Annotated in this window: 21 protein-coding genes; 16 read left to right on the top strand and 5 right to left on the bottom strand. The window is 45.8% G+C overall.

Features of this window, described 5'->3' with window-relative positions; genetic code table 11:
- The first annotated feature begins 57 nt into the window (after positions 1-57).
- Positions 58-1,458 carry an aminomethyl-transferring glycine dehydrogenase subunit GcvPA gene (gcvPA, locus tag ASD40_RS04160; RefSeq protein ID WP_164484206.1) on the top strand — a complete coding sequence of 467 codons (1,401 nt, stop codon included), beginning with the start codon at positions 58-60 and terminating at the stop codon, positions 1,456-1,458.
- A gap of 30 nt (positions 1,459-1,488) precedes the next feature.
- On the top strand, positions 1,489-3,048 hold the full coding sequence (gcvPB, locus tag ASD40_RS04155; RefSeq protein WP_057302071.1) for an aminomethyl-transferring glycine dehydrogenase subunit GcvPB: 1,560 nt from the start codon (positions 1,489-1,491) through the stop codon (positions 3,046-3,048).
- A gap of 193 nt (positions 3,049-3,241) precedes the next feature.
- On the opposite strand, the gene ASD40_RS04150 is transcribed toward gcvPB, so the two are convergent.
- Both ASD40_RS04150 and ASD40_RS37005 read right to left on the bottom strand, forming a co-directional pair.
- The gene (locus tag ASD40_RS04150) at positions 3,242-3,676 is read right to left on the bottom strand and encodes an EVE domain-containing protein (protein ID WP_057302070.1); all 435 of its coding nucleotides are present in this window, start codon (positions 3,674-3,676) and stop codon (positions 3,242-3,244) included.
- Positions 3,676-3,822: a hypothetical protein gene (locus ASD40_RS37005; protein WP_156389892.1), complete on the bottom strand. Its 147-nt coding sequence runs from the start codon at positions 3,820-3,822 to the stop codon at positions 3,676-3,678. The genes ASD40_RS04150 and ASD40_RS37005 overlap by 1 nt, the downstream gene beginning before the upstream one ends.
- Positions 3,823-4,005: 183 nt before the next feature.
- On the opposite strand from ASD40_RS37005, the gene ASD40_RS04145 reads away from it, so the two are divergent.
- The 3 genes from ASD40_RS04145 to ASD40_RS04135 all read left to right on the top strand — a co-directional run bounded on the left by ASD40_RS04145 (position 4,006) and on the right by ASD40_RS04135 (position 7,032).
- On the top strand, positions 4,006-4,998 hold the full coding sequence (locus ASD40_RS04145; RefSeq protein WP_057302069.1) for a helix-turn-helix transcriptional regulator: 993 nt from the start codon (positions 4,006-4,008) through the stop codon (positions 4,996-4,998).
- An 85-nt stretch (positions 4,999-5,083) separates the two neighbouring features.
- A complete protein-coding gene (locus ASD40_RS04140) occupies positions 5,084-5,797 on the top strand; it encodes an ABC transporter ATP-binding protein (RefSeq protein WP_057302068.1) in 714 nt (237 codons plus the stop codon).
- 14 nt (positions 5,798-5,811) lie between these two features.
- Positions 5,812-7,032 (top strand): ABC transporter permease, encoded by a 1,221-nt coding sequence (locus tag ASD40_RS04135; protein ID WP_057302067.1) that lies wholly within the window; start codon positions 5,812-5,814, stop codon positions 7,030-7,032.
- 196 nt (positions 7,033-7,228) lie between these two features.
- Here ASD40_RS04135 and ASD40_RS04130 read toward each other — a convergent pair whose 3' ends face one another.
- The gene (locus ASD40_RS04130) at positions 7,229-8,707 is read right to left on the bottom strand and encodes a S8 family serine peptidase (RefSeq protein WP_057302066.1); all 1,479 of its coding nucleotides are present in this window, start codon (positions 8,705-8,707) and stop codon (positions 7,229-7,231) included.
- A gap of 132 nt (positions 8,708-8,839) precedes the next feature.
- Positions 8,840-9,970, bottom strand: a complete 1,131-nt coding sequence (locus ASD40_RS04125; RefSeq protein ID WP_057302065.1) for a sensor histidine kinase — start codon at positions 9,968-9,970, stop codon at positions 8,840-8,842.
- Positions 9,971-10,226: 256 nt separating this feature from the next.
- Here ASD40_RS04125 and ASD40_RS04120 point away from each other — a divergent pair, with 256 nt between their 5' ends.
- Positions 10,227-11,003, top strand: coding sequence for a pirin family protein (locus ASD40_RS04120; RefSeq protein ID WP_057302064.1), 777 nt, complete (start codon positions 10,227-10,229; stop codon positions 11,001-11,003).
- 264 nt (positions 11,004-11,267) lie between these two features.
- On the top strand, positions 11,268-11,852 hold the full coding sequence (locus ASD40_RS04115; protein ID WP_057302063.1) for a MepB family protein: 585 nt from the start codon (positions 11,268-11,270) through the stop codon (positions 11,850-11,852).
- Between the two features lie 86 nt (positions 11,853-11,938).
- Here the strand turns inward: ASD40_RS04115 and ASD40_RS04110 are convergent, their stop codons facing one another.
- A complete protein-coding gene (locus tag ASD40_RS04110) occupies positions 11,939-12,868 on the bottom strand; it encodes a DUF5667 domain-containing protein (protein ID WP_268795867.1) in 930 nt (309 codons plus the stop codon).
- Between ASD40_RS04110 and ASD40_RS37000 the strand changes: the two genes are divergently transcribed.
- The 9 genes from ASD40_RS37000 to ASD40_RS04065 all read left to right on the top strand — a co-directional run bounded on the left by ASD40_RS37000 (position 12,807) and on the right by ASD40_RS04065 (position 25,186).
- Positions 12,807-12,980, top strand: coding sequence for a hypothetical protein (locus ASD40_RS37000; protein WP_156389890.1), 174 nt, complete (start codon positions 12,807-12,809; stop codon positions 12,978-12,980). The genes ASD40_RS04110 and ASD40_RS37000 overlap by 62 nt on opposite strands.
- Before the next feature lie 360 nt (positions 12,981-13,340).
- The gene (locus ASD40_RS04105) at positions 13,341-14,693 is read left to right on the top strand and encodes an ABC transporter substrate-binding protein (RefSeq protein WP_057302061.1); all 1,353 of its coding nucleotides are present in this window, start codon (positions 13,341-13,343) and stop codon (positions 14,691-14,693) included.
- Positions 14,694-14,839: 146 nt separating this feature from the next.
- Positions 14,840-16,594 (top strand): sensor histidine kinase, encoded by a 1,755-nt coding sequence (locus ASD40_RS04100; RefSeq protein ID WP_235549159.1) that lies wholly within the window; start codon positions 14,840-14,842, stop codon positions 16,592-16,594.
- 8 nt (positions 16,595-16,602) lie between these two features.
- Positions 16,603-18,222: a response regulator transcription factor gene (locus ASD40_RS04095; protein WP_057302059.1), complete on the top strand. Its 1,620-nt coding sequence runs from the start codon at positions 16,603-16,605 to the stop codon at positions 18,220-18,222.
- A 673-nt stretch (positions 18,223-18,895) separates the two neighbouring features.
- The gene (locus ASD40_RS04085; protein WP_057302057.1) at positions 18,896-20,743 is read left to right on the top strand and encodes a GH32 C-terminal domain-containing protein; all 1,848 of its coding nucleotides are present in this window, start codon (positions 18,896-18,898) and stop codon (positions 20,741-20,743) included.
- A gap of 25 nt (positions 20,744-20,768) precedes the next feature.
- A complete protein-coding gene (locus tag ASD40_RS04080; RefSeq protein ID WP_057302056.1) occupies positions 20,769-21,686 on the top strand; it encodes a carbohydrate ABC transporter permease in 918 nt (305 codons plus the stop codon).
- A gap of 120 nt (positions 21,687-21,806) precedes the next feature.
- Entirely contained in the window at positions 21,807-22,643 is an 837-nt protein-coding gene (locus tag ASD40_RS04075; RefSeq protein WP_057302055.1) for a carbohydrate ABC transporter permease, read from the top strand.
- Positions 22,644-22,682: 39 nt separating this feature from the next.
- A complete protein-coding gene (locus ASD40_RS04070) occupies positions 22,683-23,651 on the top strand; it encodes a carbohydrate kinase family protein (RefSeq protein ID WP_057302054.1) in 969 nt (322 codons plus the stop codon).
- A gap of 29 nt (positions 23,652-23,680) precedes the next feature.
- Positions 23,681-25,186 carry a glycoside hydrolase family 32 protein gene (locus ASD40_RS04065; RefSeq protein ID WP_057302053.1) on the top strand — a complete coding sequence of 502 codons (1,506 nt, stop codon included), beginning with the start codon at positions 23,681-23,683 and terminating at the stop codon, positions 25,184-25,186.
- The last annotated feature ends 11 nt before the right edge of the window (positions 25,187-25,197 follow it).

Here is a 25,197-nt window from a genome sequence, read left to right as displayed (position 1 = left end):
CTCCGCTTGGTAGTTAAGAATCTATGAGTTATACAACGATGAATGGAGGCGTTACCTTTGCCTAATAACAGAACATATGCCCATCCTTATATACCGAATACCGTGCCTGAGGTTCGTGATGCGATGCTGAAGGAAATCGGCCTGACCTCGATGGATCAGCTTCATGACGCCATTCCAGACAGCTTGAAGCTGAACCGGGAGATGAAACTCCCGCCAGCTATGACGGAATACGAGCTGCGTCGTCATATAGACGGTCTGCTTGCCAAGAACAAGCACGGTGCCGCTTATTTGAATTTCCTTGGAGCGGGCTGCTGGCAGCATTTTATTCCGGCTGTCTGTGACGAAATCAATCAGCGTTCCGAGTTCGTTACCGCTTATGCCGGTGAACCCTATGAAGATCACGGACGATTCCAAACCTTGTTCGAGTATCAAAGTCTAATGGCTGAGTTGGTTGATATGGACGTCGTTAATGTCCCTACCTTCGACTGGGCACAAGCGGCTTCAACAGCGATTCGGATGGCGGGCCGCATCACAGGCCGCAGTGTTGCACTGCTTCCAAAGTCAGTCGATCCCGACAAAGTCATGATTATCAACAACTACTGCACACCCGTGATGGAACTGCGTTTTGTTGAAATCAATGAGGCAACCGGCAAAATGGACTTGAATGATTTGCGCAGCAAGCTATCCAGTGAAATAGCTGCGGTATACTTCGAGAATCCGGGCTACCTCGGTATCATCGAAGACCAAGGACAAGAAATTTCGGAGCTTGCCCATTCTGTGAATGCCATCTCCATCGTTGGCGTGGACCCTATCTCACTTGGCGTTCTTCAGCCTCCGAGCCAATATGGCGCAGATATCGTCTGTGGAGATTTGCAGCCACTGGGGATGCATATGAATTACGGCGGCGGGCAAGCCGGGTTTATCGCGACGCGCGATGAAGAGACCTACGTCATGGAATATCCTTCCCGGTTGTTCGGCATCGTGCCAACGGAGGTTGAAGGCGAATATGGCTTTGGCGATGTAGCCTATGAGCGCACATCCTTCGCGCTTCGTGAGAAAGGGAAGGAGTCCGTTGGTACCCAGACCGCATTATGGGGCATAACCGCAGGTGTCTACCTATCCTTGCTTGGGCCAACCGGTATGCAGGAGGTCGGCGAGACCATCATGCAGAAGTCGCAATACGCGGCCAAGAAAATCTCCGCCATTCCAAGCATTTCCCTTCGGTTCGCAGAAACAGCTTTCTTCAAGGAGTTTGTTGTTGATTTCAACGATACAGGCTTGACCGTCGCTGAAATAAATGCGCAACTATCCGAAGCGGGAATATTCGGAGGCAAAGATTTGTCCGCTTCTTTCCCGGCATGGGGACAATGTGCCCTCTACTGCGTTACTGAAATTCATTCGCAGGCTGATCTAGATCGTCTAGCAGACACCATTCAAACCATCGTTCGCAAACCGTGATCGATTTATATAAAGAAAGGACGGAACGCCATGAAACGAATTCGCAGAGATCATAAAGTCCGTAATTTTCATCAAGCCAAATGGGATGAGCCGGTCATATTTGAGCTTCACCGTCAGGGAGAGCGAGGGGTAATTCCGCCAAGAACGGAGGCTGCCATTGCAGCTGAGGTGGGAGACGGCATTGGGCGTATACCTTCTTCTATGAAACGAAAGTCAGCGCCGGCTTTACCCGAGATCGGTCAAGCCAAAGTACTTCGGCATTATTTGCGCCTGTCCCAGGAGACTCTTGGCTCCGATATGAATGTTGAGATCGGACAAGGCACCTGTACGATGAAGTATATTCCGCGCATCAACGAAATGCTTATCCGTACGCCCCATATGATGGAGCTGCATCCCTTACAGGATGCCGATTCCGTTCAGGGTATGCTGGAGATTTTCTATAAGCTGGACCTTGCGATGCGTGAGATCAGCGGGATGGATGCCTTCTCGTTCCAACCGAGCAGCGGTACGCAGGCCTTGCTTGCGATGGCATCGATCGTTCGTGCTTATCATGATTCGCGGGGGGAGGGAGATCAGCGGGATGAGATCATTACGACGATTTTCTCCCACCCCTCCCAAGCTGCGACAGCTGCGGTCAAGGGCTACAAAATTATTACGCTGCACCCAGACGAAGACGGCTTCCCAGACATAGAGAAGCTGAAGAGTGTCATCTCCGAGCGAACAGCTGGTTTTGTCGTTGCGAATCCGGAGGACACTGGCATCTATAACCATCGAATCCGCGAGTTTACCGACATTGTTCATGAGGCGGGCGGAGTCTGCTTCTACGATCAGGCCAACGCAAACGGCTTGCTTGGCATCACTAGAGCGAAGGAAGCGGGCTTCGACATGTGCTTCTTCAATCTGCACAAGACGTTTGCGGCTCCTCATATGTGCGGCGGTCCGGCTACGGGTGCACTTGGTGTAAGCGAGGAACTGAAACGTTTCTTACCTGGACCGCTTGTGGATTATGACGGAAGCTGTTATGTCTTGAAGAATCAGACAGCAGACAGCATCGGCAAAGTCCGCAGTTTCCACGGGGTTGCACAGACTGTACTGCGTTCCTACGCTTGGATTATGAGCCTCGGTCCAGATGGGCTGAAGGATGTCGCCCAAATTGCGGTTCTGAACAACAATTATCTTTATCACAAAATCTTGCAAATCCGCGGAGCGAGTGCACCTTATATCAAAGGACGCCGCCTCGAGCAGGTTCGCTACAGCTGGAAGGAGCTTACAGATGAGACAGGTGTCAAGACAGAGGACATTACTCGCCGCATGTGTGATTTCGGCCTGCATTACTGGACGTCCCATCATCCGTATATCGTGAAGCAGCCGTTTACCTTGGAGCCGACAGAGTCGTATTCCAAAGAGGATCTGGACGAATACATCCATGCGCTTGAGCATATCTCGAATGAAGCCTACACACAGCCGGATATAGTGAAGTCAGCTCCGCATAACAGTACTGTTCATCGAAACGATGAATCGTCTTTAGATGATCCGAAGCAGTGGTGCATTACTTGGCGGGCGTATTTGAAAAAGACTCAACCGGTATAAATCAATCTATCGTTTTTATGTTGCTATCATCTAATAATTGTTGTTTTCAGAAAGGCCCCGCTAGGGGTCTTTTCTGTTTTCAAGTCATTTTTGTTATGGGTAACAGAGGATTTCGTAAAAAAACACAAAAGTGGAATCCTTTATTTAATAAGGGATCCCACTTTATTCATTTGCGAATTCAATTGTAGAAAACTCATTGCTTTCTCATAGCTTCTGAAATAACTGTGAAATCCGATAGATCAATCTCAAAGTGTCCCATGCGAAAGCGATAACCCCAATTTCGGTTTCCCTTGGTGAAACTCATTCTGTCCAAGAGGGAATGTACGGGAGCCTCCGTACACTTATAATAATCTATGTTGCGTCGATAGGGAATGAAGGATTCACTCATAGGATACTCGTACACTTCGTCATCTCTCACTTGTCCAATTGCTGTAAATGCTTGTAAAGGATCACCGCCGTTTAAATCCGTTTTTGGGGAATAATAGATTAGCCAGTCTCCCTGTCTCATTCGCTTTAAGGGAGCGGCCTTTCCGTGACATAATTGGGCAAACCCGCCTTCTACTCCTCTCATGACATGCGATTTAGAGACGACTCCGATCCAATAACGATGATTATTTTCCATATCCATCACACAGCCTCGAGTTCAATTTTTCTAGCCAAATACTCAACATGAACAAATTCATCCCATTCTTTCCATGTGTCGATGTCGCTGTAAAGACCCCAATTGGTTTCCGCCTTCGCATCGGTTATAACGCTGTGTTCAAATTTCCACATTTTTATTGCTCCTCTTTTTATGGTTAGTCAGCTGTAAATTCTCGGCTGGCGGCACCCATTTTGATTGTTATAAGAAATTTCTCCTATTCTGATGTAGGATTCTACTACTTGAAGTGAGAATATATTCACTATAACAACCTGCTGTTGACAACGTATTGTCAGGAGTAAGACGGAGGCTTTTTCATGAAACGTTCTGATCGTATGCTTGCAATTCTTCTGGAACTACAGAGAAAAGGGGTAGTGCGTGCCGAAGATTTGGCAAGCCGCTTCGAAATGAGCGTCCGTACAGTGTACCGGGATATGGAGGCCCTCTCAATATCAGGCATACCACTGCGATCTACACCAGGTATTGGGTATGAGCTCATGGAAGGGTTCTTTCTACCGCCGATTCAATTTACAGCTCTAGAGGCGTCCATGTTGTTACTCGGGAGCGACTATGTAGCTAATACTTTTGATAGCACATATTGTGAAGCAGCGCATGCCGCACAGGAGAAAATAGAGGCAATTATGCCTGAGCAGCAGCGGAAACAGGTTCAACAGCTTCGTGACAGTATTCATCTCCTGAACTTGGACGATGCTTTTCATGCCCCAAACGCAACAGAATCCGCCCAAGAAATATTGGGGCTTGTGCGAAGAGCCGTTTTGGAACAACGTGTGCTTTCCTTTACGTATAGAAGCCGTAAATCTTCCCCTTATGCATCCGAAGAACCCTCGGGCATTCGTAGCGTTCATCCCTACGGACTCATTCATCTCAGAGGAATTTGGTACTTCGTGGGTCATTGCACCAAGCGCAATGAACTGCGTCAATTTCGTTTGGAGCGTATGGAGTCTGTTAATCTGTTGTCAGACACTTTTGAGCGTCCCTCTGAATTTCGGATGCGCGAATATGAGCCAGAACAAAACTTTCAACAAGAAGTGACCGTATCGTTTGCGAAGGAGGCACTTCCTTGGATTCGAGAAAACCCCTCTTTTTATTTAACAAATTTGGAAGAACGAGAGGACGATGTCCTTGCGACGCTGCATTGTCGAAATGAACAAGATATTCTGCAATGGGTACTCAGTTGGGGGCGGTACGCACGGGTGTTACAACCACAATCGTTGCGCGAGAGCATCAAAGTTCACGCAGCGTTTCTTGTCGATGCTTATCGGGAACCGGAACCTTCTAGAAGCAATTAGGGGATCTGCCATCATTTCATGATGCGATGTTGGAAATCTGCAGATGCCTGATATATGATGAGGGTAGAAGGGATCGTGACCGAGAATGTCAGAAGAACGATTAGCTGTTTTAGAAGTACATATCGAACAAGCTGGATATGATGAAGTTCCAAATATTGTCAAAAATATTCATTTTGATGTTCGGCAAGGTGAACTGGTAGGCCTGTTAGGTCCAAATGGAGCTGGCAAGAGCACGACAATTAAGAGCATCCTTGGTTTATTGAAGGATTTCAAGGGTAAAATCTCTTTTATGGGTGAGCGAAAAAGCTATGCTTACATTCCGGAGCATCCGATTCTGTATGATGAGTTGACGTTATGGGAGCATATGGAATTTGCTGCTTCCGTCTACGATTTAGATCGAACGGTATTCCTAGAGCGTGCAGATGATCTTTTGCATCGGTTCCGATTGATGGATGAAAAACATCAACTGCCCGGGAAATTTTCCAAAGGTATGCAGCAGAAAATTATGCTCATCCTCGGCTTTTTGAATAAACCAGATGTGTATATTGTAGACGAGCCTTTCATTGGCTTGGATCCGAAAGCGATTAAAGATTTCTTAGGGATGTTGGATGAGGAACGCAAGCGCGGTGCAGGTATTTTGATGAGTACCCATGTGTTAGATACAGCGGAACGGATTTGCAGTTCGTTTGTACTTCTTTCAGGTGGCAGATTGGTAGCAAATGGAACACTGCAGGACATTCAGCAGCAATGCGGCATGCCTGACGCGCCATTGTTCGATTGCTTCCATTCGTTACTATGAAGGGGGACAATGGATTGAAGAGCAGCTTTCAGGTTTTCACTCGAAGAGTGCGTTCGGATTGGCATTTCCAGTATCGGGCTTTGCGAATGGCTGTGGATTGGGTTATTGCAATTTATTTTGTCATTCCACTGATGATTGTAGCAGGATATCAATATTACTCTTGGTGGGCGACTCAGCCTTCTTGGTTTAATTGGATATCGATGTTTATGATTACAGCGGCCTTCTATGTATTCATTTGGCTCGGAACCATTCGATTCTTTGTTGAGGAGGGGGACCAGCTTTTCCTCCGACAGAACCAGAAATGGTTTCGGCATCTCATGCAACTCGGCTATAGATACTCTCTTGTGCTGCAGGGAGTCACGACGTTAGTATTGATACTCGTATTTCTTCCTTTATTAGTTCAAACGTATTCCTATGGCTTGTTGCAAGTTATTTGCTTATGGTTGCTTACTTATTTGTTGAAAATTAACATAGGCTTGCTTCGTCAACTGCTTACACTTCGTTTCAATGGAATTGTGCTTTGGTTGTTGCGGATTGTGGTTTTTGTAGGTCTGTTCTTCTTGTATCAAGTGTTAGTTACGGAGCTTAGTCATAACACTTATTATAGTTGGACGGCTATTCTTCTTTTTCTAGTGCTGGTTGTTTTCTTAAGCAGAATACGGCTGCAGGAGAAAGGGGCTTTCTTCGCTGATATCGCCAGAGAAAGAGATGCACGGATGCGAATTGTCTCTCTGATGTTAATTCGTGTTGTCGAGCGGAAAAGAAAACCGACACGGAAGTATCCCCTTTTATTCGGGAAATCGCAGCGCTTGTTCAAAGGGAAAGGTGCCAGCAACGGAATCGCTGATTTATTGACGAAATCCTTTTTTAGAAATGGCACACAGTGGAAGCAAACGATACAGTTCGTCGTTGTGATCAGTGGAGCTATGTTTATTTTGCCGGGTGCCCTTAAAATTACGATCTGGATCCTTGCTGCATGCCTATTGGCATTTTGGAGGAAATCATTCTGTAAAGATGAATTAACAGCTCCGTTTCTGACTCTTTTTCCTATACAAGACACAACTAAACATCAGGCTCTCCAATCTGCAATTCCAATCCTTGTACTGCCGGCGCTGATCTTAATCAGTCTATGTGTGGGGATCTCCTTCTTCACCTGGTGGGGGCCAGTACTGATGATCGGAGCTGCAATTCCGTTAGCCTATGGGACTTCCTCTGTTTTTACAAGTTGGTATTGAGCAGGCGAATTTTACTTTAAGGTACGTAAGAAATCAAACAAGCCCAGTGCCAAAACGGCACTGGGCTTGTTTGACCACATAAGAAAGTATAAGTTTTCGGTTCCCGAAAACCGCTTTTTTATTGGCGATAAAACCTACCTCTAAACGCGGTCGCTCATCCTTGAATGGCCTCGATAGAGGTTTTCTCATCATGAACTTATTTGACTAGAGCATTGTACACATTCGCTTCACCAGCGCCGTATAAAGCATCATTACCGGTTGGGCCGTAATCGATCGCCGTTTTTTCGATTAACGCGGCTACTTGTGCAGGGTTCAACTCCGGATGAGCCGCTTTAATGACACCTGCAATACCAGCCACTTTCGGAGCCGCCATGGATGTACCGTGGAGCAGCGCGTAGCTATGCAGGTTAGAAGTGAAATACGATGGCAAATAAGTAGGCCATGTGCTTAACGCGCGATAGTGGAAATCTCGCTGGTTCAAATCCAGAGTTGAAGCATATACAGGCCCATTATCGCCGCCTGGTGCTGCTACGTCGATTTGATTTAACCCATAATTGGAGTAAAATGCGATACTGTTCGTCGACCACTTGTTCGAAGATGAAACATTGATGACACCATTGATTTGTCCAGGTGTTTCTGTTGTTTTCCCTTTAAATACAACGCCTGGGGAACCGTATGTAGCGTTTAGATAATCGGTCATTGCCTTGTTATCACGTAGGTTGAGACCTTCATTACCAGCTGCAGTTACCACCGTTACATTATGGTTCACAGCGTATTGAATGGCACGTTTCCAAAGCAAAATATCAGCAACATCTGAATATTTGGTTCCATCGACATAATACTTCTGGGAGTCAAAGCCGCCGATCGACATGTTAATGACATCAACCTTATCGTTCGCCGCCTGAATGATTGCAGCTACAATCCAGGCCGTAGGCGCACCTTGTCCGCCGGGAAATACGCGGTAGGAGCGGATGCCAAGATTCGGGCCGACCCCTCTGACTTTGCCGTTCCCGGCAATCGATCCTGCCACATGCGTTCCATGTCCTTCGCGGTCCAGTAGATCGTTAGGATCACCGGTCTCACTGGTATCTATTCCTGCGGGTACAAAGTTCATTCCACCGAGGAAGTTAGCTTTTAAGTCGGGATGATTGGCATCAATACCGCTGTCGATAATACCTACAACGGCTTTATGCGTGCCGCCTTTGCCGCCGGTTTCAAGCGCAAACGAAGCTCCATTATTCGTCACTTTCTTAATGTCCCATTGATAATCCCAGTAGCTGCTCGTTGCTTCCGGTTGGGGAATATCTGTAACTGGCTGACCGTCAGCTGCGGAAGGATCTACTGTACCATCGCTTAGTTTATGTACCATCTGAACGTTGGCAGCTGCAATATCCTTGAATGACTGCAGTTTTGTCATAAATTCGGTGCTGGACGAACGTACCTCCAATCCGCCAATCTCAGGAATAGCCCGAACAACTTGCCCGCCTGCCGCTTGAATCATTGCTGCATAACCCGTCGGAAGCTGGTTCGAGAATGCAATTACATAGGTTTTGCCTGGAACTGTTGTTCCACCTGAGCTGCTCTTCGATGCTGCCATTGCAGATATACCGCCGCCCATTACTGTGGAGACAGCCAAAATACTGGATACCACCAGGGTTGTCCACTTACGCTTCATAGTAGCCCTCCTCCTTCAAAATAAGAAAAATTGCTGTTCTAATAAATTGTAAGGGACAGAATACATTAATAACATGGGTTGGACGAACCAAATGTGATGTCGATTCCATTCTTTTTTTGACGAATGGTCAATTTAATTTGTTTGAGCCCACCTTTGTTTGAAACTTAAGCGAAATGACGTTTCATTCGGATTGGAATCAAACGTGACGTCTCCATTATTTTTAGTCATAATTTGCTTGCAAATGGCTAGTCCAAGACCAGTACCATCTTTTTTGTTTGTTACAAAGGGAATGAACAGTGAGTCCTTTATCTCTGGGAGGATTTCAGGTCCGTTGTTGGAAATGATAATTAAGAATTCATCTTCTTCCAGCCTGGATGCGATCATTAAACTTTTCTCGCCTTCCTTTTCAGACAAAGCGTCCAAGCTGTTGTTCAGAATATTTGAAAGAACCTGTTGAATGGCTATTTTTTGAACCTTGAGCTTAATGTCTTCCCCTTCTTGAAAAATTAACTCAATATTATCGTTTACCAATCTAGGTGTAATCAAGGCTAGGACGTTGTCGATGATAGATTTAGAAGATACCTCTTCAAAACTTTCCTCGATGGTATCCTTTTTTGAAAAACTGAGGAATCCTGCGATCTGCATTTGAATGCTCAGAAGTTCACTTTCAATCGTATCCAGATAGGAGTTAATTTTTTGGTAATTTTGAATCGATAGTTGGTTACGTAAGATTTTTAAAAAACCAAGTATGGCTGTCAGTGGATTTCTGATTTCATGCGCCATGCTGGCCGCCATCTTGCCAATAATCGTCAGGCGGGCATCATGCAGCTCCGTAATCGTCTTTTCTTGACCAGACAGCAGTTCATTCGTAATGGTGTTATATTGATGGAGAAAATACCTTTCATATAAGCTGACCCGAGCAATTATTTCCCTAGTCAGACTCATAGGAATCGCCTTTCCTTTAGGGCTTTCTTGAATGAACCATAAAATCGCGTCAATCCACAGTTGACTGCTATGCACAACATGGCTAATAGAAACATTTCTCATCAAAAACAGCTTTTGGGACTCAGGGATCGTTATGAAGAGAGAATGCTCTGCCGCGGGAATATGAAGGTCTAACATAAATGTATAGAAGACATCTGCATCTTTTTCCAGAACGTTTCTGTCATACTCAGGATAACTATGAATGAACTCACGAATCCACTTCGCAATAATTTGCTTTTTATATTTTTTTAGTATCATCAGGTGCTTCTCATCATTCATCTCATTTGCTCCCTATAGAGGATATTCTTTAATAGGGGTTCGACGAAAAAAGAACAGTTCCTGTTCTTTTTTCACAAATATGTTGACATGAATTGGTTTAAGGTGTACATTTATCTTAAATTAAAGATACTTAAATCAAAGATATATATGAAGTTTGATTTTAATTCCCATTCAACTAGATGATGCTCATGGAGTGCTGGAGGGATAGGCTGGCCGAATGAGATAGAATAATCAAAATTTAGGAGGTTGTTCAAGAATGCAAGCACGAGTGTACACGCCTGCCATGCAGGGAATTGGTGAATTTGACGGTGGGAAAATCAAAGAACAAAAGCCGATCGGCTTTCCAGGTGAAGGATCGGTTATTAAGCGAGTGGGTCCTTTATTTTATTGGGCATGGGCCACTTCAAGTACCGAAGCCATGATCGGTCTGCATCCACATGAAGGATTTGAGATTATGACTTATGTGGTAAAAGGCAGTGCCTTTCACGGGGATACCTTGGGTAATGACAGCACAGTGGGAGCAGGCGGGGCGCAGGTCATGCAAACAGGTTCTGGCGTTAGTCATCAAGAAAAGCTAAGTGCCGATGCGGAGCTTTTTCAAATTTGGTTTGAACCTGAATTGACGGAAGCGGTTCGGAGAAAGCCAACCTATCGCCAGTATGAGCACGAAGAATTTCCACAAGTAAGCCATGCAGCAGGGTATAAAGTGAAAACGGTAATTGGTACAGATGCTCCCGTACAGTTGGTTGCTGATATTGAAATGTGGGATGTTGAAGTAAATAGCGGCGCCCATTATCAACATAAGATTGATGCTGGTTATACATTAACGGCTTTAGCCATACGCGGGCAGGGAACATGGGGCGAGTCAGGTGCGTCGAAGCAACCTGTACAGTTTCATCATAAAGATTTCGTCCTTGCAGCTGCTGAGTCAGAGACAGAGGTAACAATTACGAACTTGGATGAAGAGATCATGCGGTTGATTCTCATCAAGGTTCCTACAACGGTGCCTTATCCACTTTATCGTAAAAGATAATTGTGGCTTTCGGTTTACGTCAAATGTCTATAATCAAAGCTTATTGAAAAACTAATAGGAGATGATTTAACCGCCCGTTGATGAGCTCTAAATTCAAGGCAAAAGCCTCTGTCCTATTACTTTAGGCAGAGGCTTTCGATGTTGAAGCCGAAAGGGCACGCTGCACAACATCAAAGCGATTATTTCCCAAGGTGTTCAAAGCGGTATGCTTACGTTGAAGGATTATGAAATAAGCCTAATAATGGGCATAGGAGATTAGAACAGATGGATAAGAAAAATAATAATTTAACAGAAGCATGCCCTAATGATCAAAATTCCTGGATTTCTTCCTCAGACACAATTCATAGTGACCTGCTAGCTACCAAGAATCTCGTCTATAACGTGTGCGGGTTTGATTGCTCTCAACCGCTTTTAGAAGCTCAAAATGCTGAATATGGAGCCTATTTATTTCATTTAGATTCTCTCTCCATTAGATTTCGTGTCGCTAAAATCACGCCTACAAAGGTGGGGCAGTTTGTGACACTATGGCATAGAATTGGAGATGGAACGATCCAACCGTATGACCTATCAGATCCAGTCGATTTCTTCGTAATTAGTACCCGCAATGGGAATAACTTTGGCCAATTTGTATTTCCAAAGCAGGTTCTATTCAATCAAAATATAGTATCAAATCAAGGTGAAGGCGGTAAACGGGCAATACGAGTGTACCCACCGTGGGACAAGACTATAAGCCGACAGGCTCAAAAAACACAGAAATGGCAGTTGGACTATTTCCTAGAGATACCTATAAATGAACGAATAAACTGTGATCGTGCTCGAATGCTTTACTGCCTCGAATCATTCATGTAAGCCAACAGCGGAATAATTAAAGAGACCCACAACATAGGTTGCGAGTCTTAAGTATTTATATATCGAAAAGGGAGCGAGTAGCGGTTTTATTCTTGTTTACTACCTTTATTTTTATCGTGTCCGTTGCCGTTCCCTTTTTCGCCACCTTTGTGTGGGCTATCGTTTTTTTTCTCTTTTGCTTTATCAGATTTATTCATATGCTGGTTGTCTTCGTCCTTCTTCGTTTGATCTGATTTTGTTACTATGCTTTCCTGTTTCTCTTGGTCCGAGACAGACTCGTTTGAAGCTGGTGTTGAAGCTGGTGTGGGAACTTGAGATGGAACCGGTGAGGCAACTGGGGGCTGCTCTTCCTTAGCTGTTACGTTCTCATTCATCTGCCCCAGCTTCTCTTTTTTCTCGATTTTGGACAGTTTTTTATCCAGATGAGCAAACGCCTTTTCTATATTTTTCATTAAAGCCAGTTGGGCGTTCGGATTTCCCACCTTTTCCAATGCGGAGGACAAGGCTACAATATTATGTTGTAAATCGGCCTTTACCTTCAATACCTGCTCCGGATTTTTCACTTCTTTTACAGGATTGATCACATCTTCGGCTTCCGTTTGCTCTGCGGCTGTTGTTGCAGTTTCTTTTTGTGTTGAATCCTCATCTTTAGCAGCCGCTTGTGCAATAGTCTCTACTTGTGTAGTCTTAACAGTTGTCGATATTCCAGAAGCTTGATCTGTTTTTTGAACAGCACTTTGCTGAGTTTCCAGCGACTTCTGGAGAGATAGATTTGCCTCTTTCGTTTTTCCTTGAGCCAATAAGGCATTCGCTTCCTGAAGTCGATCTTGGGCAAATGCGGTAAGTAGTCGCGCCTCTTTCACGTCATTGACAGTTAGGGCCAATCGAATGTTTTCGTACATTGTTTTTACAAAGTAGAAGAAGTCTCCTGGCAAAAGATCTGGAGTCTCCGTTTTGGATTCGTTCAAAGTCGCGGCTACTTGTGAGGAGGAAGTCGTATTCTGGGTGACGCTCACGGATGCGGGACTGGACGACGGTGTTGTTGTTGTAATCTCCGAAGCTAATACGCTACCGGTACCCACGCTAAAAACGAGTATGCTGATCATGAAGCTTTTGGCAAGAAGGTAGGAGCGTTTGGGTTCTTTTGTTAACTTTGCTATCATGGTTATGACCACCTTTGAAATGTTCTAGCTGCAGCTGATACTAAGTTATACGAGACCCAAACGTATTTTCTGGGGGCAGGTAGGATTACGAACGTGGGATCAACGTTTTTCTTTGAAGCTCAATGAACACTTTTTGTTGGTGTACAATATAGCTTTGACGTTGATAATATGTTGCGATGAGGCTTGTTACGCTCTTGTACAATAACCAGGATCATGATAATTTTATAAGTTCTAAGCAGAGAATATTGAATTTAATATCCCAGCCCCTTTGATATGATGATGACAAGAACAACAACAACAGATAAATGAAAGGGGCATTCACATTTTGAAAAAGCTAAGCCAAACAGTAGTAAGCGCTCTCGTAGTCGGTGGTTTATTGGCGGGATGTTCAACGCAAAGTGATGGTGGAAATACGTCGTCAGCCGTACCCAAACAAACGGATAATGCTGTTAAAAAAGAAGAGAAAGTAAAGCTTACGTTCTGGAGAAACTCGGGGAACGATACGGAGAACGCAGCCTATGACAAGCTTGTTGCTTCCTTCATGCAAAAGTATCCGAACATTTCTGTCGAAATGACACCGATTCCATATTCGGATTATGACACGAAATTACGAGTATCCATCGCTTCGGGCAGCCCGCCGGATATTATGGCATTAGATGCGCCTACCGTTGGTTCCTATGCAAATGCCGGTGCTCTGAAGCCGTTGACCACATACTTCAAGACGGACGGGAATATTGATGATGTTCCTAAGTCAACGCTTGCGACTTACACGTATCAAAATGAAATCTACATGGCGCCATTAACGGAATCTTCGATTGCCATGTTTTATAACAAAAAGATGTTTCAAGCGAAGGGTATCCCACTTCCTTCCAAAAATCCGGATGAGCCGTGGACATGGGATCAGGTGCTCGATGCTGCGAAGAAAATCAATGATCCAGCGAGTGGCATCTTTGGTATAGATCCTGCACAGGGCTTCGGGAACGCGGGAGGTACAGCCTACTTCAAGTATCCGATCATCTGGCAGCTTGGCGGGGAAATTATGAGTCCTGACGGTAAAACGTCGAAAGGTTACTTGGATTCACCGCAAACGAAGAAAGCCGTTCAATTCTTCTCGGATCTGTATAACAAAGATAAAGTATCTGCTCTGGAGTATCCGCCGGATCCATTCCCGAACGGTAAATTGGGCATTACGATTGATGGCTCCTGGTCTCTGGCTAATCTGAAAGAGAAATTCCCGAATTTCAAGCTGGGCGAGGACTATGACATTGCTCCTCTGCCTAAGGGGACTGCACAAGCGGTAGCAAACGGCAGCTGGGCGCTGGGTATATCATCAAAGAGCAAGCATCCGGATGAAGCTTGGAAGTTCGTCAACTGGGTAACTGGTGAGGAAGGACAAAAGTCGTATGCCGGCATGACCAAAGATATTCCATCCCGTTACTCTTCAGCGAAGACTTTCCCGGAATTGAATGAGTATCCGAAGAACATCTTCGTCATCCAAAATCAAAAGTACGGCAGACCGCGTCCGATTACGCCGATCTTCCCGCAAATGTCTGATGCTGTGAATAAAATGTTTGAAGATGTCACCATCGGCAAACGGAATATTGATGCATCCATTGCAGAAGCCATCACGACGATCGATAAGGCTTATGCGGATGTGCAGGCGCAGCAGAAAAAGTAGGGTTGTGAAGATCAAAGAGACGAATCATTTCGATGATCGTCTCTTTGTCGTTGTTTCCTATGAAGGTTGACGTGTATGATAAATAGAGTGTGATGACAGGATAAGAAACGGGGGATTTCATGTTTTTTTCATTGAGGAGCCGTCTGATGGCTGTTTTCTCTATTCTGCTAATCCTCCCTTTTGCCGCACTCGCTTATATTCTTAGTGAGGAAGCGACGAAAACGATTAAAGCATCGATTGAATCTTCCACCGCTCAAACCATCGAACAATTTGCATCGCATGTTGTGACTTTGCTTACTCAGGTTGAAGATACGGGCAATCAGGTTGTAAGCAGCCGAACGACGCAGGAATGGCTTACTGTTCATTTGAATCCGGATAATACGATTCAGGAGCGAGTTCTTACGAAGCAGAGAATGCGGGAGTATTTCTCTTCATATGCAGTTAACAATTCTAACGGCATATCGATTAGCGCTTTTGCCGAGGATGCCGGGGGATTGTGGACGCAGGATACAACCTATAAAAATAGCGAGTGGTTTAAGGCATTTATGACAGAGGGCAAGCGCTGGACGACAGCGCATAAAGATATCGATCAATCGGACGAATTCATGAGAGCAAGATCGATTAACAGCTTTCTTTTTCCACTGGTGCAGCTGCAATCGTTAAAGAATGTCGGGTTCATTAAAGTCAATTACCCCACAACTTTGCTTCGAAATGCGATTGAGAAGATTCGGGTTGGAAAGACTGGGAAAGTGATTTTGCTAACGAGTGAAGGCAATAGTGTGTTGGATCAAAATATTTCAGAGCATCGGGACATTCTAAGGAGCGGTCTTGAGCAAATCGATAAACGATTCGAGGAGGAGACTAGCGGGATTTTCCCAATAGAGAATAAAGGGAGTACGAATTTACTCTTTTTCCGCAAATTGCCTGCTCAAAATTGGACTATTGTAGGCACCGTTCCCGAAGGAGAATTGTATGAGAAGATCACTCATATCAGGCAAACGATGCTTTTGGTTACCGCCCTTTTGCTTATTCTTGCTATGCTGACAGCCTTCTGGTTGTCCGCAGGTATTACCAAACCGCTAAGTGTGATGGGCAAAGCGATGAAGCATGTGCAGCGCGGCGAATTTAATCAGGCTCTGCATGTGATGCCGAAAGTGAGGGAAGGACATAGTGAAGTAGGCTATGTGACGGGCGTTTTCGAGCAAATGACGCACAGGCTGAAATTTTTGATTGAAACTGAATTCGAAACAAATTTACGTAGAAAGAATGCCGAATATAAGGCGCTGCTTCTGCAAATTAATCCGCATTTCTATAATAATACGCTTGAAATTATTAGCGGTCTCGCTGCCATGAAGCGGGAAGATCTAGTGATGGACGCTACCGAGGCATTAGGCAAAATGATGAGGTATTCGCTGAACCTGAACAGCGATCTGGTCCGAGTAGCCGAGGAAATGAACTATATTCGTGATTATCTGTTCATTCTCCATTTGAGACATGAAGAGCGATTGCAAGTCGTAATCGAGGATGATCCCGCGGCAGATGATGGCATGATTGCCAAGTTCATTATTCAGCCCCTGGTGGAAAATGCAGTGAAGTATAGTCTGGAGAAGGCCGGCGTCGCACAGGTTACATTGCGGACTCTGGTACAAGACGAAAGATTGCTAATCTGCGTCAAAGATAACGGAATTGGCATGTCCCCCGAGTTGGTACAAGATTTACTGACAGAGATTAAGATGGGTGATTCCGTTGCCATTCTTAACAGCGAGGGGCAAAGTATCGGACTCCGCAATGTTTTATCACGATGTCGATTGAATTATGGGGAGCAATTTCACTTAGGCTTACATTCCAGGTTGGGCGAGGGGACGGAAATGACCTTGTACCTTCCTCTGTTAAGGAGCTGACAACATAGATGTATAGAATCTTGCTGATTGATGACGAAGTCGGCGTACGAAACAGTATTAAAGCCAAAATCGATTGGAAATCCGCCGGATTCCAAATTGAATTCGAAGCAGCTAATGGTCTGGAGGCCATGCAGATTCTTAGTGAGCAGCCGCTGCCCGATGTTGTGATTACGGATGTCCGAATGCCGCAAATGGACGGTATAGCGTTCATCAAAGCTAGTAAGGAGAAGTTCCCCCAACTTCGTATCATTGTGCTTTCGGGCTACTCGGATTTTGAATATATGAAGGCGGCCATCCAGTTGGGTGTGAAAGATTATTTGCTAAAGCCTGTGGTGCGCAGCGAATTAACGGCACTCCTTGCCAAGCTGTCCGGTGAATTGGAAGATGACCGCAATCGAATACGCGAACAGGACCAAGAGGAAATGAAGAATCATCAACAGCTTCAGCTGATGCAGGAGCAATTAATTTGGCAGCTGGTGAAGGATGAATGGTTTAGTGTATCAACCGTGAAAGAACGGATGCAGCAGTTACAGCTGTCTTCTTTGACCATAGATGATGTACATGCGCAGTTTGTGACAGTGGAAATGAGAATTCCACACGGACGTTTGGACGATTGGAGTGAGCGGAAAGATTTACTCTATCTGGCATTCCAGATGCTTTGCCGGGAGTCTGCTGAAAATTGGGAGCAGGTGCATCCCTTTTATCCCATTAGTCATCCAGCCATGATGCATTTTCTGATTCTTATTCAAGATCCTGTGCAGCATAGTCGTTTTATGGATGACTTCGTGCGCATGCTCAAGCGGAACATCAAAAGCTACCTGAGAGTCGAGAGTGTAGTCGGCATAGGCGAGTCCATCACTGGGCTGAGGCAGTTAAAGGATGGTTATGCATCGAGCATGCTGGCATGGAGCCAAGGCACGATCCAATCAGACAAGGCTGAGCCGAACCGAAATATGCTGGCCATGACACATGCGTTTTCACCGGAAGTAGAGAGAAAGCTGATGCAAACCATTGAAAGTCTGGATATGCCTGCATTTACTAAGCAGCTGCATACCATTTTCTCCGCTGAACGAGACACGCCGATGTTTGTATTTACCTTTTTGACGCTTCGGATTATTTTGCTGTTTAATGCGATAGCGAAGAAGTTCGAACTCGGTGACGCATCGCTGCAAAGCTATCTATGGAACTGTCAGATGACGGTAAGAGACTATTCATCAAGGGAGCAAGTGTTGGAGCAGCTTCATGAAATGGCGCAATTGGTGATGAACGAAGTGAGGAAAACGAGGTTCTCCAGTGGTCAGCAGATGATCGAAGCGATTCGTAATTATGTGGATGAGAACTTTTCCTATGAGCTCACGTTGGCTTCTCTTGCGGACATGTTTCATCTTAACGAGACCTACTTGTCCGGCTTGTTTAAGACGAGCGTGGGCATTACTTTTAGTGATTATGTCACGAAATTGCGTCTAAGTAAGGCCACGGTGCTGCTGGAAGAAAATGAACTGAAGCTTACGGATATTGCTACGCTGGTTGGCTATTCTAGCTCGAGTTACTTTAGCACCGCTTTTAAGAAGTATTATGGCAAAGGACCAAAGGAGTATCGGGAAGAGCTACTAAGTAAGAAAGTGTAGTAGCAACAGATGCAGATTTGAAATAGGACTGTTCCAAAAGGACAAAATTAGACCTTGAGGGCAGCCCATTTGTCTGGGAAAGCTAGCTACTTACAGAAATAAGAGCCTTTGGGAGCTTCTATTTGCGCGGAAAGTGGCCTAAGGTGCGAAATAAGAGCCTCTACAGGCTCTTATTTGTCGCTGATAGGGTGAAAAGCAAGCTACTTGGAGAAATAAGAGTCTTTGGGAGCTTCTACTTGCGCGGAAAGTGGCTAAAGGTGCGAAATAAGAGCCTCTACAGGCTCTTATTTGTCGCTAATAGGGTGAAAAGCAAGCTACTTGGAGAAATAAGAGTCTTTGGGAGCTTCTACTTGCGCGGAAACTGGCAAAAGGAGCGGTATAAAAGGCTTTAGAGGCTCTTATTTGTCGTTGAAATGGTGGGAAAGCTAGCTACTTGGAGAAATAAGAGTCATTAGGAGCTTCTATCTGCGAAGAAAGTGGCAAAAAGAGCGGAATAAGAGCCTTTAGAGGCTCTTATTTGTCGTTGAAATGGTGAAAAGCTAGCTATTTGAAAGAGTTTAACAACTGCAAATAAAATTGAAAGGAAACTCCCGATGATTTTGAAATCTTTCTTCGTTCGGACTCGGTACAATAGCCATACAGAAAATGATGGCGACATGCACAAGGAGGAAGTATGCGGAAGAAATTAGGATTATGGGCAGTTGGTGCTGCCGCGGTCGTACTTCTAGGATTGGGGGTGGCTGTTCTGGTTAAAGGGGATGGTAGGTCGTCGGATGCTGTAGAAAGCTCAGCTTTTACGTTTGCGAGTGATCCGAATTATTATACAGAAAAGTTCCGTCCGCAGTATCACTTATCGCCGGAATCCGGGAATATGAGTGATCCGAATGGGATGGTCTATTTCGAAGGTGAGTATCACCAGTTTTATCAAAACAATGGCCAATGGGGACATGCGGTAAGTAAGGATCTGACCCACTGGGAGCATCTCCCGGTAGCTCTGGCTCGGGATGCCTTGGGAGAGATTTGGTCTGGGAGCGCTGTGGTAGATAGCAAGGATACGAGCGGATTTTTTGGAGGCAAGGCGGGATTGGTCGCGATTTTTACCCATTTCAAAGGCGGCGTTCAGTCGCAAAGCATTGCCTATAGCGCAGATAAAGGCCGGACATGGACCAAATATGAAGGAAACCCAGTGATTCCGAATCTGGGCTTGAAGGATTTTCGAGATCCGAAGGTCATCTGGCATGCGCCTACCCATTCTTGGGTGATGGTTGTGTCTGTCGATAACCGTGTTCGTTTCTATGCATCGAAGGACCTGAAATCGTGGAAAATGACAAGCGAGTTCGGAAGCGATCAGGGCTCGCACGCGGCCGTATGGGAATGCCCGGACTTGTTCGAACTGCCGGTGGAGAACTCCAAAGCAAAGAAGTGGGTACTCGCTGTAAGTATCGGCAGTAACAATACGACGAAGGGTTCCACTGCGCAATATTTCGTCGGTACGTTCGATGGGCTAACGTTCAAGAATGATAATAAGCCATCGGATGTGCTTTGGACAGATTACGGTAAAGATTTCTATGCGGCTGTGTCCTACTCAGATATCCCGGCCAAAGATGGACGCCGCATCTGGCTAGGCTGGATGTCCAATTGGCGTTATCCGTTCGCGATGCCGACAGGCAGCTGGAAGGGGAACATGTCCATCCCCCGCGAGCTCAGGCTGAGGAATATCCCTGATCAAGGTTTGCGGCTAATTCAGGAGCCTGTGAAAGAGCTCCAGACTTTGCGTGGTAAAGAAGCTGTCCTGTCCAAGCAGGAACTGACTGCAGGACGTAATCCTTTCGAAGCCATCAAAGGAACGTCCTATGAGCTGGTTACGGAGCTATCCGTTCAGCCGAATGCGAAATTGGCATTCAAGCTAAGAAAAGGAAGCGACCAAGAAACGGGCGTCAGCTATGATGCCAAGACGGAGCAGTTGACGGTAGATCGAACACACTCCGGCATCTCCTCGTTCGAGAAGGGTTTCGCTGAGAAAGTTTCGGCACCGCTGAAGCTGAAGGACGGCAAGCTCATGCTTCGATTTTTCGTAGATGAATCTAGTCTTGAGGTATTTGCGAACGATGGCGAGGCTGTCGTCTCCAGCCTGATATTCCCGGATCCGACGAGTAATCGACTGGAACTAACAGCTTTGGAAGGCAGCGTCACGCTGGAGAGTGCGCAGTATTATCCGATACAAACGGTATGGCGCAATGAAGATGTGAATGCCGTGAAGCCGCAGCGGATTGTACTAAGTAAGAGTACACTCGATATGCCAGTGAATGGCAGTCAGCTGGTCGAAGCCTCGGTCATTCCTTTAAGCGCTCCGCAGCTGTTGAAATGGCAGTCTAGCAGCGATGCGATAGCTACAGTTTCAGCTGTTGACGGAGGAGTTATGGTAAAGGGCGTTCAGGCCGGACAGGCGGAGATCAAAGCGATAAGTCCAGATGGCGGTGTGGTTTCGAGCTTCAAGGTTTTTGTTTACGATACAAATTGATAGAAGTGGAATGGAGGGATGTACCATGGATACTGCGATACAAACAGTGGTAGAAACCACAAAAAAATCGCAAAGCTTCCGAAGACATGAGCAAGCTACTGCATTCTGGTTTATTTTACCTGCGATAGCCTTATTGCTTGTCTTCGTGTTCTACCCAATGCTGCAAGCCTTCATCATCAGCTTTAAAAACTATTCGTTAGTAGGCGCAGGCGATGTATTTGTCGGAATGGATAATTATGCTCATCTGATGAAGGACCGCGCCTTCTTTAACAGTCTGAAGCATTCGTTTTATTTTGCAATTATCGTGATTCCGATTCAAACGAGCATCGCTCTGGGGTTAGCATTATTGATCCAGAAGAAAACAGCGGCGGCAGGACTGTTCCGGACGCTTTATTTTATCCCGGTTATTATTTCGACAGGGGTGGCTGCAACGGTATTTAAGCTGATTTACAACAAAGAGTTTGGGCTCTTGAACAGTATTCTCAAGGCTCTGCACCTGCCGGTTACGAGCTTTCTATCCGATCCAGACACGGCGATGAATGGCATTATTGTGCTCGGGATCTGGAAAGGCGCCGGATTTTTTATGATCATCTTCCTGGCAGGTCTGAACAATATTTCCCCTGATCTATACGAAGCTGCTAGGGTGGATGGCGCATCTAGGATTCAACAATTTTTCAAGATTACGCTTCCGTTGTTGAATCGGACCATGGCCTTCGTTGTCATTATGACCACGATAGATGCAATCAAGCTATCAGGGCTCGTATTCGTGTTGACGAATGGAGGACCTAACAGCTCGACGGAGACGGTTGTTTTCTATATTTATAAGCAAGCTTTTACGCAAATGAGGATGGGGTATGCAACAGCGGCGGCTTTTGTGCTCTTTGCGATTGTGTTGACCATTTCACTTATCCAAATGAAGCTTTTTAACAAAGATACTGATTAAAGCGGAGAGACTTACGCTCAAAGATCCCAAAGCGGAGAGACTTTGAGCTACGCTCAAAGATCCCAAAGCGGAGAGACTTTGAGCTACGCTCAAAGATCCCTATATTAGGAGTGAATCGCTATGAAGAGGATAACCAACATCGTAAGAATGATCATCATGATTGTGATCGCTCTGATATCTGTCGCTCCGATCCTATGGATGGTCGCCGGCTCATTTCGTCCGTACCAGGAGCTTTTTAAATATACGTCTCTGAATATTCATCTGCTGATCCCCGTGGAATGGACGGGACGTAATTTTCATAATGTCATTTTTAATGCGCGAAATCCGTTTCTTCGTTATATCTGGAATACTCTGTTCGTGGCTTCGATCGTAACTGCGCTAGTGCTAATCATTAATTCGATGGCAGCTTTTGCTTTTGCGAAACTCAGGTTTCGCTTTAAAACAGTGGCGTTTGCCTTATTTATGTCCGCGATGATTATACCAGGTGAAGTTACTCTCGTACCGAACTACTTGCTCATGCATGATCTGGGCTGGCTTAATTCTTATAAAGCGCTGATCGTACCTTCGATGTTGTCCGTGTTTGGCATTTTTATGCTGCGGCAATTTTTCGCAGAGGTCCCGGATGAAATGATGGAAGCGGCACGCATAGATGGAGCTAGCTTACCGCGCACATTCGTATCTATTGTGCTTCCGGCGGCGGTTCCCGCATTAATTACACTCGGCCTAATGACATTCCTAGGCAATTGGGATTCCTATCTTTGGCCGCTTATTGTGATCAATGATCAGAAGATGCAAATGATCCAAGTAGGCATTTCCACGTTTTCCTCTAACGAAGGGACGGATTGGTCCAAGGTACTAGCGGCGAACACGTTATCGACAGTGCCGATTCTGCTGCTGTTTTTATTCTTGCAGCGCTACTATATTCAGGGGATCACGATGTCAGGTATTAAGGGTTGATCCAAGGATCATGCATAATGAGGAGAAGGGAAACTTAAGATGAATTATGATGCAGTTGCACTAGGGGAGTACTTAATTGATTTTACACCTCAAGGTCTATCAGACGCCGGACAGCCTATGTTTGAGCGCAATCCGGGAGGAGCTCCTGTGAACGTTGTGGCCGCTATGGCTAAGCTCGGCCTGAAGACCGGGTTCATTGGGAAGGTGGGCAATGATCCCTTTGGTAGGTATTTGCGGCAAGCCTTGCTGCAGCAGGGTGTGTCAGATAGCGGGCTTATCGCATCTGACGAAGCCCATACGACAATGGCCTTCATACATTTGGATTCGCAAGGCGAGAGATCCTTTCATTTCTCACGAAAGCCTGGTGCTGACCAGCTATTGAGAGAGGATGAAGTGAATCTGGCCATGCTGGAGGGAACGCGGATTTTTCACTTTGGATCCATCTCGATGACGGCGGAGCCTTCCTATTCAGCTACGATTAAGTCCGCTCAGAGGGCCAAGGAGAAAGGTGCGCTTATTTCTTATGATCCCAATTGGCGTCCTTCTTTGTGGGAGGACGAACATCATGCTAGGGAGGCTATTCATGCGGGCTTGAGACTGGCTGACCTCGTGAAAGTATCCGAAGAAGAGATCATTTTCTTGACAGGGCAGCAGGAGATAGAAATTGCGTCCAAACAGTTAATGGAGCGGTATTCCATAGGGCTGCTATTAGTAACAGCGGGACCCAAAGGCTCATTTTATCGAATGAACGATTGGTGGGGGAAGGTGGACAGTTATTCTGTTCATACCGTTGATACAACGGGTGCAGGGGATGGCTTTCTCGGAGCTTTTCTACATGAAGTGTTAAAGCTGGGAAAACCTTTGCAGGCTTGGAGCGAAACAGAATTATGTAACGCTTTGAGATTTGCGAATGCAGCGGGTGCTTTAGCGACGACTCGGAAAGGTGCCATTCCTTCCCTTGGTACAATAGAAGAAATTGATACGTTAATCAAAGTAGGAAATGTGTAATAAGAGATTAGGAACGAGGGTGAGATAGGATGAGTCATCAAGTAGATATGGAACGGAACAGAGTTCATAAGGAAAGAGTCGATTTAGCCAATAAGGCATTGGAGCAAGTTTCTGCAGCAGCGACAGAGGGGAACTACAGGCTTTACTATCATTTGATGCCTCCAGCGGGCTGGATGAATGATCCGAATGGCCTGATTTATTTTAATCATGAATATCATGCATTTTATCAGCACAATCCTTATGAGCCGAAGAATGGACCGATGCACTGGGGGCATGCCAAAAGTAAAGACTTGGTGAACTGGGTGCATCTGCCCGTAGCGTTGGCTCCATCAGAAATTTACGATATGGGAGAAAGCGGTGGATACGGCTGCTGGTCGGGCAGCGCTGTAGACGATAACGGTGTGCTGACTTTGATCTACACGGGGCATGTTGATGGGCGCACTCCCACTGAGGTTCAGTGCATTGCGACAAGCACAGATGGGGTTACTTTCAACAAAGCAGCGTATAACCCAGTTATTGCTGGCGCGCCAGAGGAAGGTGGCTTCGGATTTCGGGATCCGAAGGTTTGGCAGCATGATGGTGTATGGTACATGGTTATTGGATACGGGAAAGACGGCTTGGGCAAGGCGCTGCTGTATAAGTCTTCTGATCTGCGGGATTGGAGCTATATCGAAGTCGTAGCTGAAAGCGATGGCACGATGGGGGATATGTGGGAGTGCCCAGATTTGTTTCCGCTAGGGAACGGAGATGACCACGTGCTGGTGATTTCCCCTATGAATATGGGAACGACCAAGACGATGTATCTAACCGGTAAGTTTAGCTATGAAACCGGGATTTTCGACTACCGTTACGCGGAACGGCTGGACTATGGCTTTGATTTCTATGCTCCGCAAACGTTCACGGACGGACAAGGAAGGCGTATTCTCATAGGCTGGATGAATATTTGGGGCGCTCAAATGCCGGAGCAGGATCATGGCTGGATGGGGGCTTTTACCCTGCCTCGCGAACTGACACTATCAGAGGACGGAACGCTGCGGATAGAGCCTGTGGAGGAATTGAAAGCCATGCGCGGGACTCATCAACGTGTGAACAATCTGTCCATTTATGCGGGTACGGAAGTACCTTTGCTAGAAATTCATGGGGATGCGCTTGAACTTATCGCCGTTTTTAACATGAATCAATTAGCTGGCGATGCTGAGTTCGGTCTGCTTCTTCGCTGTTCAGAGGATGGTTCCGAGTACACGGAAGTGAGCTATTCGGCTGCTGACCGGAAGCTTAGAGTGGATCGTAATCACTCTGGTGCGGGCGAAGCCGGTGTATGTGAAGTGGATCTGAATCCACTGGAGGATGGCCGCATTAAGCTGCAGATATTCATTGATCGCTCTTCTGTTGAGCTGTTTGCTAATAACGGGCTGAAAACCGTAACGAACCGCATTTACCCTAAACCTGACAGCCTGGGAATCAAGTTGTTCGCCAGGAATGGAGAAGCATTTCTGGAAACCTTGGACACATGGAAGTTAACAACGGAAGGGTAAGTAGGTCATCG

This window comes from Paenibacillus sp. Root444D2 (assembly GCF_001426375.1).
Classification (GTDB): domain Bacteria; phylum Bacillota; class Bacilli; order Paenibacillales; family NBRC-103111; genus Paenibacillus_E.
The sequence above is the reverse complement of the archived record's forward strand: the minus strand, read 5'-3'. Positions and strand labels throughout refer to the sequence as shown.